General features: G+C 69.0%; 15 protein-coding genes. 8 read left to right on the top strand and 7 right to left on the bottom strand.

Annotated elements, in window-relative coordinates; translation table 11 throughout:
• The first annotated feature begins 77 nt into the window (after nucleotides 1-77).
• Both NUG21_RS08555 and NUG21_RS08550 read left to right on the top strand, forming a co-directional pair.
• Entirely contained in the window at nucleotides 78-518 is a 441-nt protein-coding gene (locus NUG21_RS08555) for a carboxymuconolactone decarboxylase family protein (protein WP_263392810.1), read from the top strand.
• Nucleotides 519-799: 281 nt separating this feature from the next.
• Nucleotides 800-1,702, top strand: coding sequence for a dimethylarginine dimethylaminohydrolase family protein (locus NUG21_RS08550; protein ID WP_263392809.1), 903 nt, complete (start codon nucleotides 800-802; stop codon nucleotides 1,700-1,702).
• A 129-nt stretch (nucleotides 1,703-1,831) separates the two neighbouring features.
• On the opposite strand, the gene NUG21_RS08545 is transcribed toward NUG21_RS08550, so the two are convergent.
• Entirely contained in the window at nucleotides 1,832-2,092 is a 261-nt protein-coding gene (locus tag NUG21_RS08545; protein ID WP_019797813.1) for a hypothetical protein, read from the bottom strand.
• Between the two features lie 149 nt (nucleotides 2,093-2,241).
• Between NUG21_RS08545 and NUG21_RS08540 the strand changes: the two genes are divergently transcribed.
• From NUG21_RS08540 to NUG21_RS08530, 3 genes are all read left to right on the top strand, one after another.
• Complete coding sequence (locus NUG21_RS08540) at nucleotides 2,242-4,125, top strand: ABC transporter ATP-binding protein (RefSeq protein WP_160946000.1); 1,884 nt, start codon at nucleotides 2,242-2,244, stop codon at nucleotides 4,123-4,125.
• Nucleotides 4,126-4,153: 28 nt separating this feature from the next.
• Nucleotides 4,154-4,552: a hypothetical protein gene (locus NUG21_RS08535; RefSeq protein WP_263392808.1), complete on the top strand. Its 399-nt coding sequence runs from the start codon at nucleotides 4,154-4,156 to the stop codon at nucleotides 4,550-4,552.
• A gap of 104 nt (nucleotides 4,553-4,656) precedes the next feature.
• Entirely contained in the window at nucleotides 4,657-5,436 is a 780-nt protein-coding gene (locus tag NUG21_RS08530; RefSeq protein ID WP_026143480.1) for a ferredoxin--NADP reductase, read from the top strand.
• Between the two features lie 245 nt (nucleotides 5,437-5,681).
• Here the strand turns inward: NUG21_RS08530 and NUG21_RS08525 are convergent, their stop codons facing one another.
• A complete protein-coding gene (locus NUG21_RS08525; protein ID WP_019796315.1) occupies nucleotides 5,682-6,173 on the bottom strand; it encodes a glutathione peroxidase in 492 nt (163 codons plus the stop codon).
• Between the two features lie 323 nt (nucleotides 6,174-6,496).
• On the opposite strand from NUG21_RS08525, the gene NUG21_RS08520 reads away from it, so the two are divergent.
• On the top strand, nucleotides 6,497-8,683 hold the full coding sequence (locus tag NUG21_RS08520) for a M3 family metallopeptidase (RefSeq protein WP_263392807.1): 2,187 nt from the start codon (nucleotides 6,497-6,499) through the stop codon (nucleotides 8,681-8,683).
• A 587-nt stretch (nucleotides 8,684-9,270) separates the two neighbouring features.
• On the opposite strand, the gene NUG21_RS08515 is transcribed toward NUG21_RS08520, so the two are convergent.
• The 3 genes from NUG21_RS08515 to NUG21_RS08505 all read right to left on the bottom strand — a co-directional run bounded on the left by NUG21_RS08515 (nucleotide 9,271) and on the right by NUG21_RS08505 (nucleotide 11,153).
• On the bottom strand, nucleotides 9,271-9,789 hold the full coding sequence (locus tag NUG21_RS08515) for a MarR family winged helix-turn-helix transcriptional regulator (protein ID WP_160945996.1): 519 nt from the start codon (nucleotides 9,787-9,789) through the stop codon (nucleotides 9,271-9,273).
• Nucleotides 9,790-9,931: 142 nt separating this feature from the next.
• Nucleotides 9,932-10,765, bottom strand: coding sequence for a PdaC/RsiV family protein (locus tag NUG21_RS08510; RefSeq protein ID WP_242082964.1), 834 nt, complete (start codon nucleotides 10,763-10,765; stop codon nucleotides 9,932-9,934).
• Between the two features lie 103 nt (nucleotides 10,766-10,868).
• Nucleotides 10,869-11,153 (bottom strand): GNAT family N-acetyltransferase, encoded by a 285-nt coding sequence (locus tag NUG21_RS08505; RefSeq protein ID WP_242160496.1) that lies wholly within the window; start codon nucleotides 11,151-11,153, stop codon nucleotides 10,869-10,871.
• Nucleotides 11,154-11,368: 215 nt separating this feature from the next.
• Between NUG21_RS08505 and NUG21_RS08500 the strand changes: the two genes are divergently transcribed.
• The gene (locus NUG21_RS08500) at nucleotides 11,369-11,575 is read left to right on the top strand and encodes a hypothetical protein (protein WP_019802552.1); all 207 of its coding nucleotides are present in this window, start codon (nucleotides 11,369-11,371) and stop codon (nucleotides 11,573-11,575) included.
• A 163-nt stretch (nucleotides 11,576-11,738) separates the two neighbouring features.
• Here the strand turns inward: NUG21_RS08500 and NUG21_RS08495 are convergent, their stop codons facing one another.
• On the bottom strand, nucleotides 11,739-12,374 hold the full coding sequence (locus NUG21_RS08495; RefSeq protein ID WP_019797059.1) for a rhomboid family intramembrane serine protease: 636 nt from the start codon (nucleotides 12,372-12,374) through the stop codon (nucleotides 11,739-11,741).
• 8 nt (nucleotides 12,375-12,382) lie between these two features.
• Nucleotides 12,383-13,939 (bottom strand): POT-type proton-dependent oligopeptide transporter, encoded by a 1,557-nt coding sequence (locus tag NUG21_RS08490; protein ID WP_263392806.1) that lies wholly within the window; start codon nucleotides 13,937-13,939, stop codon nucleotides 12,383-12,385.
• A 424-nt stretch (nucleotides 13,940-14,363) separates the two neighbouring features.
• On the opposite strand from NUG21_RS08490, the gene NUG21_RS08485 reads away from it, so the two are divergent.
• Nucleotides 14,364-16,136 (top strand): M14 family metallopeptidase, encoded by a 1,773-nt coding sequence (locus NUG21_RS08485; protein WP_263392805.1) that lies wholly within the window; start codon nucleotides 14,364-14,366, stop codon nucleotides 16,134-16,136.
• The last annotated feature ends 1 nt before the right edge of the window (nucleotide 16,137 follow it).

The following is a 16,137-nucleotide window of genomic DNA, read 5'->3' as shown; positions in this document are numbered from 1 at the left end:
CGGCCCTGTCACGCCGGCGCGCCCCGCCGCGTCCTGGAGGGGAAGGCGGCCATGGTGGCCGCCATGGGCGAGCCGCCATGCACTTCCACCGTATCGACTACACCCGCCACGAACCCGAGGCGTACCGCGCCCTGCTCGGCGCCAGCCAGCAGGTCCACGGCGGCCCGCTCGGCAGCGCCCTCACCGAACTGGTGTTCCTGCGCGTCTCCCAACTCAACGGCTGCGCCTACTGCATCGACATGCATGCCACCGCGCTGCGCCGCGCCGGCACCGAACCGCGCAAGCTCGATACCCTCGCCGCCTGGCGCGACAGCCGCTTCTTCGACGCCCGCGAGCGCGCCGCGCTGGACTGGGCCGAGGCGCTGACCACGCTGCCCGCGGGCGCGCCGGCGCAGTCCGTCTATGAGGCACTCGCGGCGCAGTTCGACCCGGCCGGGATCAGCGCACTGAGCATGGCGGTGGCGGTGATCAACGCCTGGAATCGGTTGGGCGTCGGGCTGCAGCCGGCGCTGCCGTAAAGGCGCTGCGCGCTGGGATCGGGGATTCGGGATTCGGGATTCGGGATTCGGGATTCGGGGGCAGGATCGCGCAGTCGACAAGGATGCGTGGTGCTTCCCGAATCCCGAGTGCTCGCCGCTGGACACTACCCACGCGCCAATGCAGGCAGACCCACAGAGCGCGCGGTTCTGCTTCCACGAATCCCCAATCCCGAATCCCCAATCCCGCAACACGCCCACCGACATGTCCTCGCAACACGGCGCCGCTAGCGTGGCGCGCATCCCCGACGCGGAGCGCGCGCATGATCGAGAACGTCCTTGCTGTCGGCCTGGCCGATGAGGCCGACCTGGCCCTCGCTTCCCCCGAACCGCAGTCCCGCGCCAGCGCCAGCTATCGCCACCGCCTGCTGATGTGCGCGCCGCAGCACTTCGCGGTGGACTACGTGATCAACCCCTGGATGGAAGGCAACGTCCACGCCGCCAGCCGCGAGCGCGCGCAGGCGCAGTGGAACGCGCTGGTGGCCGCCGCCGAGGCGGCAGGTGCCCGCGTCGAGTGCATTGCTGCCGCGCCGGGCCTGCCGGACATGGTGTTCAGCGCCAACGCCGGCCTGGTGCTCGGCGACGGCTTCGTGCCCAGCCGCTTCCGCCACGCCGAGCGCCGTGGCGAGGAAGCCCTGTTCACCGCCTGGTGCCGCCAGGCCGGCCTGCGCATTCGCGAACTGCCGGAACAGGTGTATTTCGAAGGCGCCGGCGATGCGCTGCTGGACCGCGGCGCGCGCCGGCTGTGGATGGGCCACGGCCACCGCAGCGACCTGGCCGCGGCGCACGAACTGACCGACTTGCTGGACATCGAGGTGGTGCCGCTGCGTCTGACCGACGCGCGCTTCTATCACCTGGACACCTGCTTCTGCCCGCTGCGCGACGGCTACCTGCTGTACTACCCGGCCGCGTTCGACGCCGCCGCGCAGCAGGCGATCGCCCAGCACGTCCCGGCATCGCGGCGCATCGTCGTCAGCGAGGCCGACGCCCTCGCCTTCGCCTGCAACGCGGTGGACCTGGACGACACCCTGCTGCTCAACCGCGCCTCGCCCGGACTGTGCGCGGCCCTGGCCGCGATCGGCTACCGCGTGGTACAGACCCCGCTGGACGAGTTCCTCAAGGCCGGCGGCGCCGCCAAGTGCCTGACGCTGCGGCTGGACGAATAAGCCGAAAGAGGCCCCCTCAAGACGCCGCGATCAGCCCCTCTCCCACCGGGAGAGGGGTTGGGGTGAGGGTACGGGACAATGCATGCCACGGCCGTCGCGCCAAGCAGAGCGACCACCACCAACACCCCATCAGCACAGACCGAGCACCGCATCGAGCACCTCGCGCCACAACTCACCGAGATCGATGCCGCCGCGGCCGCCGAACAAGCGAAACAGGCTGTAGCCGATCGCGAAGCCCACATAAGAAAGCGTCAGCACCACCATGACGACGTTGCCCCACCACAGCAGCGCGGCGGCGAACAGGACCAAGACCGTGCAACCGAGCAGCTCGCGCCGCGACGGCAGGTACGCACCCAGGCGGGCGACGATAGGCGCGACGGGATCGGACATGGCAACGGCCTCGGCGGGACATCGACGAGACTAACCGACGCCTCGCCTTATGAGATCGCGCGCCAGCCACCGGCGTCAGCCCCTGTGCAGCCTCTGACCCGGCGCAGCCCACACTCCCCGCCCACACCCGCCCCCGGCACAATGCGCCGATGGCATCTTCTTCCCCTTCTCACGGCGGCGCCCGCACCGCGCCCCGCACCGGCCCGAGCCTGCGCGAGCGCTTCGACGCGATGCGCAACCTGCCGCCGTTCCTGCGCCAGATCTGGCAGACCAGCCGCTGGCTGACCCTCAGCAGCATCGGCTTGCGCGTGATCCGCGCGCTGCTGCCGGTGGCCTCGCTGTACGTCGGCAAGCTGATCATCGACGAGGCGATCCACCTGGTCGGGCAATCGCCCGGCTTCGACGCGCTGGGCCAGGCCCTGGCCAGTGGCCGCCTGAACCGGCTGCTGGAACTGCTGGCCCTGGAACTGGCGCTGGCGATCGCCTCGGACCTGCTCGGGCGGCTGGTCAGCTATGCCGACACGCTGCTGTCGGAGCTGTTCAACAACACCACCAGCGTGCAGTTGATGGAGCACGCCGCGCAACTGGACCTGGAGGATTTCGAGGACCCGGAACAGCAGGACCGGCTGGACCGCGCGCGGCGCCAGACCATGGGCCGCATGAACCTGATGAGCCAGTTGTTCGGCCAGGTGCAGGACGCGATCACCGTGGTCAGCTTCGCGGTCGGCCTGCTGGTCTATGCGCCCTGGCTCATCGCCCTGCTGGCGGTGGCACTGGTGCCGGCCTTCATCGGCGAGGCGCACTTCAACGCGCTGGGCTACTCGCTCAACTTCCAGTGGACGGCCGAGCGCCGCCAGCTCGACTACCTGCGCCAGCTCGGCGCCAGCGTCGAGACCGCCAAGGAAGTGAAGATCTTCAACCTGCACAACTTCCTGATCGCGCGCTACCGCGCCCTCGCCGACCGCTACTTCCAGGCCAACCGCGCGCTGGCGCGCAAGCGCATGCTGTGGGGCACGCTGCTGGCGGCGCTGGGCACGCTGGGCTACTACGGTGCCTACGGCTACATCGCCTGGCGCACCGTGCGCGGCGACTTCAGCATCGGCGACCTGACCTTCCTGGCCGGCAGCTTCCTGCGCCTGCGGCAGTTGCTGGAAGGGCTGCTGATCGGCTTTTCCCAGGTGGCCGGGCAGGCACTGTACCTGGACGACCTGTACTCGTTCTTCCGCATCGTCCCGGAGATCCGCACCCGCCCCGGCGCGGTGCCGGTGCCGCGACCGATCGTGCAGGGCTTCGTGTTCGAGAACGTCGGCTTCCGCTACCCGGACGCCGAGCAGTGGGCGGTGCGGCACCTGGACTTCGCCCTGCGCGCCGGCGAAGTGCTGGCCCTGGTCGGCGAGAACGGCGCCGGCAAGACCACCCTGGTCAAGCTGCTGGCACGCCTGTACGACCCGGACGAGGGCCGCATCCTGCTCGACGGCCGCGACCTGCGCGACTACGACCTGGACGACCTGCGCGCCAACCTCGGGGTGATCTTCCAGGACTTCGTGCGCTACCACTTCAGCGCCGGCGAGAACATCGGCGTCGGCCAGGTCGACGCGCTGGACGACACCCCGCGGATCCGCGCCGCCGCGCAGCGGGCGATGGCCGCCGAGTTGATCGACGGCCTGCCGCAGGGCTATGCGCAGGTGATCGGGCGCCGCTTCAAGACCGGCGTGGACCTGTCCGGCGGGCAGTGGCAGAAGATCGCCATCGCCCGCGCCTACATGCGCGACGCACAAGTGATGATCCTCGACGAGCCGACCGCCGCGCTGGACGCGCGCAGCGAGTTCGAGGTGTTCCAGCGCTTCAAGGAGCTGTCCGACAACCGCACCGCGGTACTGATCTCGCACCGTTTCTCCAGCGTGCGCATGGCCGACCGGATCCTGGTCCTGGCCGACGGCCGGATCGAGGCCAGCGGCACCCACGACGAACTGATGGCGCAGGGCGGCCGCTACGCGGAACTGTTCGAATTGCAGGCCGCTGGGTATCGTTGAGCCTGGTCCGCCCCCTTCCGACGCCGCCATGCTCCGCACCCTGCCCTGTCTGTTCGCCGCCGCCCTCGCCGTCCCGGCCGTTGCCGCTCCCGCCGCGGAGACGCCAGCGCCCTCCGACTACGCCGCGGCCAAGGCCCTGGCCGACCGCGACGAGGCCAGCCTGCCTGCGGCGATGGAGGAACGCCTGCAGACCCTGCAGCGCGCGGCGCTGGACGAGGGCGTGGCCAGTTGCGCCACGCCACGCCCGGACACCTCGCCGTTCACGGTGGTGGTGCAGGTGCAGGCCGACGGCAGCGTCGGCGCCAGCTGGCGCAACGGGACCACCCCGCTCGCGCTGTGCCTGGAGCGTTTCCTGCGCCAACGCCCGCTGCTGGCGCCGCCGCAGGCGCCGCTGTACCTGTCCTACGAGGTCTCGTTCGAGAAGTGAGCCGCTTCGCCAGGATCGGCACGGCGCCACAAATGAGAGTTGATCTCATTTGAACCCGCATGGGGTAGAATGGCCGCCGTTCCTTCCCCATCACGATCAACGGCATGTCTTCCGCTTTTGGCCCCGAAACGGTGCTCGATGTCCGCCACTGGACCGAGGACTACTTCAGCTTCACCACCACCCGCAACGACGGCTTCCGCTTCGACAACGGCCAGTTCGTGATGATCGGCCTGGAGACGGAGACGCGGCCGCTGCTGCGCGCCTATTCCATCGCCAGCGCCAACTGGGAAGAGCAACTGGAGTTCTTCAGCATCAAGGTGCCGGACGGCCCGCTGACCTCGCGCCTGCAGCACATCAAGCCTGGCGATTCGGTGCTGGTCGGCAAGAAGCCCACCGGCACCCTGCTGATCAGCGACCTGCACCCGGGCCGCCACCTGTACCTGCTGGGCACCGGCACCGGCCTGGCGCCGTGGCTGTCGGTGATCAAGGACCCGGAAACCTACGAGCGCTTCGACAAGGTGATCCTCACCCACGGCGTGCGCTTCGAGAAGGACCTGGCCTACCGTGACTATTTCGAAAAGGAACTGCCGCAGCACGAGTTCCTCGGCGAGACCATCCGCGAGAAGCTGCTGTACTACCCGGCGGTGACCCGCGAGGACTTCCGCAACCGCGGCCGCCTCACCGAGTTGCTCGAGAGCGGCGAGATGCAGCGCACCCTCGGCCTGCCGCCGCTGAACCCCGAACACGACCGCGCGATGATCTGCGGCAGCCCGCAGATGCTGGCCGACCTGCGCCACACCCTGGACGCCCGCGGCTTCGTCGCCTCGCCGCGCATCGGTTCGCCGGGGCACTACGTGTTCGAGCGCGCATTTGTCGAGAAGTAAAGCGGCTGTGCATCTCCCGTCGTACGTCGTAGGAGCGGCTTCAGCCGCGATGGGCGTTACCGGTAAAGCGTCGCGGCTGAAGCCGCTCCTACCGGCATAAGCGACACGACGGCAGGTCAAAGCGAATAGTGGCGAAATATCGTGGGAGGGACTTCAGTCCCGACGCGTTTAGCTGAAAAGCGTCGGGACTGAAGTCCCTTCCACAAGAGCAGCCACCGGTACCCGCAGCTACCCCAGTTCCCCACTTACCCCAGCGCCCGCTCGATAGCGTCGGCCAGCGCTTCCGGCTTGTCGGTCGGTGCATAACGCGCCAGCACCTGACCGTCGCGGCCAACCAGGAACTTGCTGAAATTCCACTTGATCGCGGCGATGCCGAGCAGCCCGGATTTTTGTTGCTTGAGCCAGCGCCACAGCGGATGCGCGCCGTCGCCGTTGACCTGCACCTTGGCAAACATCGGGAAATCGACGTCGTAGCTGAGCGAACAGAACTGGCGGATTTCCGCGGCATCGCCCGGTTCCTGATGGCCGAACTGATCGCAGGGAAAACCGAGCACCACCAAGCCGCGATCGCGATAGCGCTGCCACAGCGCCTGCAGCCCGGCGTACTGCGGCGTGAAGCCGCACTTGGAAGCGACGTTCACGATCAGCAACACCTTGCCGGCGTACTCGGCGAGCGGCTGCGCCTGCCCGTCCAGCGTGGTCGCAGTGAAGGCGTAGGCGGTGGTCGGCGTGTCCATGGATCCTCGTGGCGCGGCGCGCCGCTGCGGCGCTGGGTCGACCCGATGCTACGCGGTGGCCGCAGGCGTCGCCAGCAGGCAGCCACACGCGCGCGCCCGCGTCATCCGCGCGGAGGAAGACAACACGCTGCCAACGCACCACCCATACGTGCCTGCACCGGCACAGCATGCTGGAGAGCGTACTGCATCAACGTTCACGCCAGATGCCGCAAAGCCCCGTGAAATACGCGCAGATGCTGCAGCGCTCCCATGGCTTTCGTCACGGGTCACGCCTGCCGGCCTGGGGTAGCCTGCCCGATCACCATGATTGCGGATACCGCTTGATGACCTCTCGCCTCGCCCTTGCCCTCGCCGCCACGCTCGGACTCGCCATGCCCGCCTACGCCGCTCCGGCCACCACGCCCACCGCCGCCACGGCGGCCACGCAGGCCAACCCGTTCTTCGCCGAAAGCCCGCTGCCGCTGCACTACCCGCAGTTCGACAAGATCAAGGACAGCGATTTCGCGCCTGCGTTCGACGCCGGCATGGCGCAGCAGCTGAAGGAAATGCAGGCCATCGCCGATCAGACCGCCAAGCCGACCTTCGACAACACCATCGTGGCGATGGAGAAAAGCGGGCAGATCCTGGATCGCGCCACCACCGTATTCTTCAACCTGGTCGGTGCCGACACCAACGACACGCGCAAGAAACTGCAGGCCGAGTACGCCGGCAAGCTGGCCGCGCACCGCGATGCGATCGCGCTCAATCCCAAGCTGTTCGCCCGCATCCAGACCCTGTACGACACCCGCAACCAGCTCGGCCTGGACGCGGAAGGCGTGCGCCTGATCGAGAAGTACCACAGCGACTTCGTCCGCGACGGCGCCAAGCTCAACGACGCCGACAAGGCCAAGCTCAAGGCGATGAACGCCGAACTGGCCGAGTTGGGCACCAAGTTCAGCCAGAACGTGCTGGCCGAAGTGAACGCGGCGGCGGTGGTGGTGGACGACGTCAAGCAGCTCGACGGCCTGTCCGACGCGCAGATCGCCGCAGCCGCCGAAGCGGCCAAGGCGCGCAAGCTCGACGGCAAGTACGTGATCGCCCTGCTCAACACCACCGGCCAGCCGCCGCTGGCGCAGCTCAAGGACCGCGCCCTGCGGCAGAAGATCTACGAAGCCTCGGTGTCGCGCGGCAGCCATGGCGGCCCGTACGACAACACCGCGCTGGTGTCGCGGATCATGACGCTGCGCGCCGACCGCGCCAAGTTGCTGGGCTACCCGAACCACGCCACCTACTCGCTGGAAACCCAGACCGCCAAGACCCCCGAAGCGGTCAACGCCATGCTCGGCAAGCTGGCCCCGGCCGCGGTGGCCAACGCCAAGCGCGAAGCCGCCGACCTGCAGGCGATGATCGACCAGGAGCAGAAGGCCGCCGGCAAGCCGAGCTTCAAGCTCGAAGCCTGGGACTGGGCCTACTACACCGAGAAGGTGCGCCAGGCTAAGTACGACTTCGACGAGGCGCAGCTCAAGCCCTACTTCGAACTGAAGAACGTGCTGGAAAACGGCGTGTTCTACGCCGCCAACCAGGAGTACGGGCTGACCTTCAAGCAGCGTACCGACCTGCCGACCTACCGCGACGACGTGCTGGTCTACGACGTGTTCGACGCCGACGGCAGCCAGTTGGCGATCTTCATCGCCGACATGTACGCGCGCGAATCCAAGCGCGGCGGCGCCTGGATGAGTTCCTACGTGTCGCAGTCGGCACTGACCGGCGACAAGCCGGTGGTCGCCAACCACCTCAACATCCCCAAGCCGCCGGCCGGGCAACCGACCCTGCTGACCTGGGACGAGGTCACCACCGCGTTCCACGAGTTCGGCCATGCGCTGCACGGCATGTTCTCGAACGTGAAGTACCCCTACTTCTCCGGCACCAGCGTGCCGCGCGACTTCGTCGAGTTCCCCTCGCAGGTCAACGAGATGTGGGCCGACGATCCGGCCATCCTCAAGCACTACGCCAAGCACTACCAGAGCGGCGCGCCGATGCCGCAGGCGCTGCTGGACAAGGTGGTGGCCACCGCCAAGTTCAACCAGGGCTTCGCCACCACCGAGTACCTGGGCGCGGCCATGCTGGATCAGCGCTGGCACCAGCTCGGCGCCGGACAGGTGCCGCCGGCATCGGGCGTGATGGACTTCGAGGCCAAGGCGCTGGCCGCCGACGGCATCGCCTATGCGCCGGTGCCGCCGCGCTACCGCACGCCGTACTTCAGCCACATCATGGGCGGCTACGCGGCCGGCTACTACGCCTACATCTGGTCCGAGGTGCTGGACGCCAATACCCAGCAGTGGTTCAAGCAGCACGGCGGGCTGAGCCGCGCCAACGGCGACCGCTTCCGCAAGACGCTGCTCTCGCGCGGCGGCAGCGTGGATGCGATGCAGCTGTTCCAGGACTTCGCCGGGCACGCCCCGCAGATCGAGCCCTTGCTGGAGAAACGCGGCCTCAACGCCGCGCCTGCCGCCACGCCGAGCGCCCACTGAGGCGTGCCGCGGCACGGCCCATGCGGCCGTGCCGTGGCCCGGTTGCGGCGACAGCGCGGCAACATACACCGGACCAACCGCTTCACGCACCACGCCCGGCTCCGCCGGGCGTGGTGTTTGTTGTCCGCAATCCTGACGGCGACGCGTGCTGCGTCGTGCGCGGCCACGGCGTACTGGCCGTCGCTGGAGGCGTTGACGCTCGCGCCCGGCGAGGCCGCGCCACCGGACTGCCCCTGCGCCTGCCCGTTGTCGGCCTGCGCACCGCCCTTGCCGCCCGCACCGGCCTGGTCCGACACCGACCCGCCACGCGTGCCCGCGCGATGCGAGGCGCCACGACTGGCCGCGTCAGTGACATTGCCACTTCCAGACAGCGCCGTCGTCCCACCCTCGTTCACCGCAGCGCGGTGGTCCGCGAGTGGCCGCGCCACGCGCCGCCGCCCGCTGCGCCGCCATGCGCGCACGCTGCGTTTGTTGCTCGATCCCGCTGCGCGCCGCGGTCCAGCGGAACCCTGGCGTCCAGGCAGCCGGCACCCATGCGGTACAGAAGAGGCTGCGGGACGGGAAACGCGCGCCCTGGGCGGCGGCGCCTAGGTCATCGACTCGGCGGCAGCGTCGAGGCCGTCGATGCCGGCCAGCATCTTCTTCAGCAGCATCTCCAACTGTTGCTGCTCGCCGGCATCCAGCGCCGCGGTCTCGGTATCCAGGAACGTGCAGACGTCCGGCAGCAGCCGCTCGATCAGGGCGATGCCGGCCGGCTGCAGGGTCAGCGCGACCTTGCGACGGTCGTCCGGACTGGCGGTGCGCGACAGCAGCCCCTTGCTGCACAGGCTGTCGGTGAGACGGGTGATGTTGGCCGGCTTCTCGCCCGCGGCCTCGGCCACCTCGGTAGGGGTGATGCGCTGCTCGGGCGTGCCGTACAGCATCATCAGGATCTCGTACTCCGGCGGGCTGATGCCGTAGTCCTTGAGCACGCCGCTGGCGTTGGCATGCACGCGCTTGTACAGATGCTTGACCAGCCGGACCAGGACGGCGGGTTCGCGTGGGAAGGCCGGATAGCGCGCGCAGGTGTGCGCCACACGTCGCTCGGTCTGATCGAAACTGCCCATGAGACATCGATTGCAAGTGGGGTAGCCGTCAATCCTACCCATTGCGCCGCGCGCCGACGAGGGCATGGGTTGCGTTCCCGCGCGCTGTCGACGCCATGCACCGGAGGCACACGCCGACGCGCAGCGGCGCGCCGGCGAACGCTCAGGCGGCGAACAGCGGCGCGTACTCCGGCGCCACCAGTTCGCGCAGCACGCTGGCCGGCACGTCAACGGTCTGCGTGCCATCGGCGTATGGCCCGACCTGGTACGGCGGGAACACGAAGCGCAGCGCGGTGATCTTGCCCGCCGCATCGACCAGCGGCTGGAACTGGCTGAAGTTGCTGGCCTGCGGCTCGGTGCCTTCGGCGATCATCTTGCTGGCGCTGCGCACCTGCTCCTCCTGATCCTCCGGCGGCACCTGCTCGGCATCGACCCGCGTCTGCACGGCCTGGCGCAGCTGCGCGGCGACATAGGCGGCCACCTGCTTCCAGTGCGTCGCATCCGGGATCAGCGTCTCGGCGGTGAGCATGCGCTGCTGCTGCGGCAGCCATACCCAGCGCGCCACCAGCGGCTCGCCGTGCGCACCGCCGGTGTAGCGGCTGCCATCGGCGCTCAACGCCACCAGGTCCGGACGCTCCAGCAGCATCTCGAACTGCAGCGAGAGTTCGTAGGGCGCGCGCGGGCGATCGTTGCCGAGCCCGTCGACCGCTTCCATCAGTTCGCTGCGCGCGTTCTGCGCATAGCGGTTGGCCGCGTCGGCCAGCCCCGGGTAACGGTTGATCGACGGCGGGAAAGTGATACCGACCACATAGCTGGGGCTGTGTTCGACGATGTCCTTGAGTTCCGGCGGTGCGGTCTGCGCCTGCTCCGATGCCGCCGGCGTGGCCGCCTCGCTCTGCGCCGGTGCCGCGGCGGGTGCCGGTGCGGCGGCCGGTTCCTCGCGCTTGCAGCCGGCCACTGCCAGCGCCGCCGCGACCGCCAGCGCCGTCCATGCCATCCGCCCGTTGCCCATCGTCTCTGCCCTGCTCACGTCGACTGCCCCTGTTCCTGCGATTTTTGTGGAAGTGCGCGCATTATCGCGCCGTTGCGATGCCGCGCGCTCAACCGAGCAGGGCGGCGTAGTGCGGATGCCGCTGGATGAACACCGCCGCGTACGAACACGCCGGCACCACCTTCCAGCCTTGCGCCTGCGCGTGGTCCAGCGCGGCGGTCACCAGCTGCGCCGCCAGGCCGCGCCCGCCGATCGGCGTCGGCACCCCGGTGTGGGTGATGACCATGCGCCCCTGCTCCAGCACGTAGTCGAGTTCGGCGCGGTGACCGTCGACCTCCAGGGTGAAGCGGCGCTGCTGCGGATCGTGCGCGATCGGGACGTTGGCTGCGGACATGCGGAAATGGACGTGGCGCGGAGACGCAGTGTCCTCTGCCGCGTGCCGCGGCCATGTGAAGCATCTGCCCCAACGCGTCATGCCACCGACGCGGCGGGTCAGCCGCGCGCCGCTCAAGTCGTGCCGCGCGCGGCCGATACCGCCAGGACAGGCCGCAAACCTGGCATGGGAGTTGCACCTCCCATTACGCAGCGATCCAACAGGAAGCCACGCGCATGAGCGAGAACGAGAGCAAATACGACCAGGGCGACCACAACGCCTCCCTGCTGGAAGGGCTGTTCCAACTGTCGGTCAGCGGCGACCACCAGGGCGGCGAGTTCCAGCAGCTCGACGACGAGGTCTACCAGCGCCTCAAGCGCACCTACGAGAACGCCGCCATCGGCAGCGCCAAGGTGCAGCTGCGCGGGCAGCAGACCCGCTGAGCGCCAACGGCGGCCACACGGGCCGCCGCAGCCAGCCCATGCGCAATGCAGTGGCGGTCATCCGCGGCCGCAGCGAAGCGCCAGCATCCACCTCAACGCCTCGAACCCGACCCGGTCGAACGCGCGGCGCCGCCCATTCGCGCAGGCGCCGCCGCGCAGCACATCACCCGCGGCCGAAGCGCGGGTTCGCCAGCTCGCCCAGGAAGTGCTGCAGCACCGACGGCTCCATGATCAGCAGGAACATCACGCCGAACGCGGCGCCGGCCAGGTGCGCGCTGTGGTTGACGTTGTCGCCGCCGCGGCGGTCCATCCAGATGCTGTAGCCGACATAGAACACGGCATACAGGATCGCCGGGATCGGGATCGGGATGAAGAAGAAGAAGATCCCGGTCCACGGCGCCATCAGGATGAAGGCGAACAGCACCGCCGACACCGCGCCGGACGCGCCCAGGCTCATGTAGTTGGGGCTCTTCTGGTTCTTCAGGTAGCTGGGCAGGATCGAGACCACCAGCGCCGACAGGTAGAACAGCGGGTACACCAGCATGTTGCCGGTCATCCGCTCCATCAGCACCTCGATCGGGCCGCCGAAGAAGTAAAGCGTGACCATGTTGAACAGCAGGTGCGGGAAATCGGCGTGGATGAAGCCGTAGGTCACCAGCCGGTCGTACTGCTTGTGGCGGTCGATCGCCGGCGGCCACAGGATCAGCCGGTCGAGCAGCCGGCGGTTGTTGAACGCCGCCCACGACACCAGCACGGTGAGGACGATCAGGATCAGGTTGACGGGGGTGACGGAGGGCATGCGGGGTCTCAGGCGGGGCGGTAGTGGTCGACCATGCGGTAGCGGCGCGCGTACAGCCCGAACAGCAGTGCGGCGACGAACGCGAAGGCGGCGAAGAAGAACATCAGGAACGCGGTCTCGCTGAGCCCGGTGCTGCCGATGTGGGCGGTGACGCGGTCATTGCGCACCGCCGCGTTGGACAGCAGTACCCACAGGTTGCCGACGGTGGTGGTGAGGTTCCAGAAACTCATCACCACGCCCTTCATCGACTGCGGCGCCTGGCTGTAGGCGAACTCCAGGCCGGTCGCCGAGACCAGCACTTCGCCGAAGGTCAGCAGCGCATACGGCAGGATCTGCCAGGCGATGGACAAGGCGTCGCCACCGTCCATCATCACCTGCAGGCTGCCGACCACGATCCAGGCCAGGCCGCTGAAGGCGATGCCGGCGGTCATCCGCCGCAACGCGGTCGGCTCGTAGCCGCGCCGGCGCAGCAGCGGGTACAGCACCAGGTTGTTGAACGGGATCAGCAGCATCACCAGCGCCGGATTCAGCGCCTGCATCTGCGAGGCGCTGAACCAGTCGGGCATCTGCATCTGCTGGCCCTGCAGCACCCAGGTCGAGGCCTTCTGGTCGAACAGCGAGAAGAACGGGGTGACCAGCGCGAACACCACCAGCACCCGCAGCACCGCGCGCACGCCGTCCACTGCGGCGTCCGGATGCACCGCGCGGGCGCGTTCCAGTTGCCACCAGGTGCCGCCACCGATGCCCGCCAGCAGCAGCACCAACGCCAGGCACAGGCAGATCACCAGGCCCAGCGTCGGCACCAGCGCGAACGTGCCCAGCGCCAGCAGCACCGAAACGCCGGCCAGGGCCAGCCCGGGCCGGCCCTGCCCCGGCGCCTGCCGCAGCAACGCGGTGCGCACCACCTGGGCGAAGCCGTGCGGATCCTTGGGCGGCAGCGGCACGCGCACGTAGCGGTGGCGCCCGGCCCAGAACACCAGGGTCGCCACCAGCATCAGGATGCCGGGAATGCCGAACGCCCACGCCGGACCCAGGTTCTTCAGCGCCAGCGGAATCAGCAGCGAGGCGAACAGCGAGCCGAAGTTGATGATCCAGTAGAACGCGTCGAACACCACCTTGGCCAGGTGCTTGTTGCCCTGGTCGAACTGGTCGCCCATGAACGAAGCCACCAGCGGCTTGATCCCGCCCGCGCCCAGCGCGATCAGGCCCAGGCCGAGGAAGAAGCCGGTGCGATGGCCTTCGAACAGCGCCAGGCACAGATGCCCCGCGCAGTAGATGAGACTGAACCAGAGGATGGTGCTGTACTTGCCGAAGAAGCGGTCGGCCAACCAGCCGCCGAGCAGCGGGAAGAAGTACACGCCGATCATGAAGCTGTGCATGATGTGCTTGGCCTCGGCCTCGCGGCCGGGCGCGGTCACTTCCTGCAGCAGCAGCGAGGTGATCAGGAACTGCACCAGGATGTTGCGCATCCCGTAGAAGCTGAAGCGCTCGCAGGCCTCGTTGCCGATGATGTACGGAATCTGCCGCGGCATGCGCGCAGTGGCGCGCTCTTGCGCCGCGCTCATGCGGCGTGTCTCGTGGTGGCTTGGCTGCTCACGGGCCCTCGTCCAGGCAAAATTTTCAGAAGGTTACCCGATCGTTCCGGCGAATCGAACCGCTAGGGCGTGTCACCCATTCCCGAGGATGCCGCGTTGGGTCTGGCAGGCGCGCGGCCGGCGTTGCGTGGCGCAGCGCCTGACTGGCCGTCAGGTCAAGCCGCGCGGCGCCGGCCGCGCGCCTGCCAGGCCCAACCCGAAGGGCCGCGATTGCGCGTGCCAGTGGCCGCGTCGTCGCTCGGGCGTGGACGCACGTCCACGTCCTCGCTCTTCCCTGCCACAGGCACGCGCAATCGCGGCGCGGCATGCTCGGGAATGGGCGACATGCCCTAGGGTGCTTTCGCAATCGGCGCGCTGCCCGCATCATGGGGGTCTGTCCCGAGACGGTGCCGAGATGATCCGAGCCAGGCTGGCCTCCCTGCTGTTGCCGATGCTGCTGTGCAGCATGCCGTCGCTGGCCAGCGAGGCGGGCCTGTCCACCGAGGCCGAGCGCAGCGGGTTCGCGCGCACCGGCCGCTACGCCGAGACCATCGCCCTGTGCGATGCGTTCGCGCAGCGCTATCCGCAAGCGGTGCGCTGCTTCGACGTCGGCACCACGCCGGAAGGCCGGCCGATGAAGGCGCTGGCGGTGTCCACCGCGGGCGCGCTGGATCCCGCGGCTGCACAGGCGCGCAAGCTGCCGGTGGTGCTGATCCAGGGCGGCATCCACGCCGGCGAGATCGACGGCAAGGACGCCGGTTTCCTGGCCCTGCGCCAGTTGCTCGACGGCCAGGCCGCACGCGGCGCGCTGGACAAGCAGGTGTGGCTGTTCGTGCCGGTGTTCAACGTCGACGGGCACGAGCGCTTCGGCGCCTGGAACCGGCCCAACCAGCGCGGCCCCGAGCAGATGGGCTGGCGCACCACCGCGCAGAACCTCAACCTCAACCGCGACTACGTCAAGGCCGATGCGCCGGAGATGCAGGCGATGCTGCGCCTGGTCGAGCAGTGGGATCCGCTGCTGTACGTGGACCTGCACGTCACCGACGGCGCGCAGTTCGAGCACGATGTGTCGATCCAGGTGGAACCGCTGCACGCCGGCGACGCCGCGCTGCGCGGCGACGGCCTGCGCCTGCGCGACGGCGTGCTCGCCGACCTCAAGCGGCAGGGCTCGCTGCCATTGCCCTACTACCCCTCGTTCGTGGTCAACGACGACCCGGCCTCCGGCTTCGAGGACGGCGTGCCGACGCCACGCTTCTCGCACGGCTATTTCCAACTGCGCAACCGCTTCGGCATGCTGGTGGAAACGCACTCGTGGAAGCGCTACCCCGAGCGCGTGCGCATCACCCGCAACACCATCGTCTCGGTGCTGCAGCAGGTGGCGCGGCACGGCGCGCAATGGCGCGCCGACGCACTGGCCGCCGACGCGCGCGCGCAAGCGCTGGGCGGTAAGACGGTGGCGTTGGATTACCGCACCACCGACGCCTCGCACCTGGTGGACTTCCGCGGCTACGCCTACACGCGCACGCCCTCGCCGGTCTCCGGCGCGCTGATGACCCGCTACGACGAACGCACCCCGCAACTCTGGCGGGTGCCGCTGCGCGATCAGATCGTACCCAGCGTCGAAGTCGCCGCGCCGCGCGCCGGTTACGTGGTGCCGGCGGCGCAGGCCGCCCTGGTCGGCGCCAAGCTGCGCCAGCACGGCATCGCCTTCCGCACCCTGGAGCACGACGCCACCCTGCCGGTGCAGACCTTCCGTGCCGAGACCGCCGACTTCGCCGCCCGCTCGTCCGAAGGCCACCAGCGGCTCAGCGTCACCGGCGCCTGGAAAGCGGAGACCCGCGCGGTCGGCGCCGGTGCGCTGTTCGTGCCGATCGCCCAGCCCAAGGCGCGGCTGCTGATGGCGCTGCTGGAACCGCAGGCGCCGGATTCGCTGCTGCAATGGGGTGAGTTCAACAGCGCGTTCGAGCGTGCCGAATACATGGAAGACTACGTCGCCGAGGACGTGGCCCGGCAGATGCTGGCCAGCGACCCGGCGCTCAAGGCGGAGTTCGAGGACAAGCTCGAACACGACGCGGCCTTCGCCAAGGATCCGCAGGCGCGGCTGGAGTTCTTCTACCGCCGCCACAGTTCCTGGGACGAGCGCTACCGCCTGTACCCGGTCATGCGCAGCGACGAAGCCCCGTCCTGAC

This window comes from Xanthomonas sp. CFBP 8445, assembly GCF_025666235.1.
Taxonomy (GTDB): domain Bacteria; phylum Pseudomonadota; class Gammaproteobacteria; order Xanthomonadales; family Xanthomonadaceae; genus Xanthomonas_A; species Xanthomonas_A indica.
This window is presented reverse-complemented; position numbering and strand designations above follow the sequence as displayed.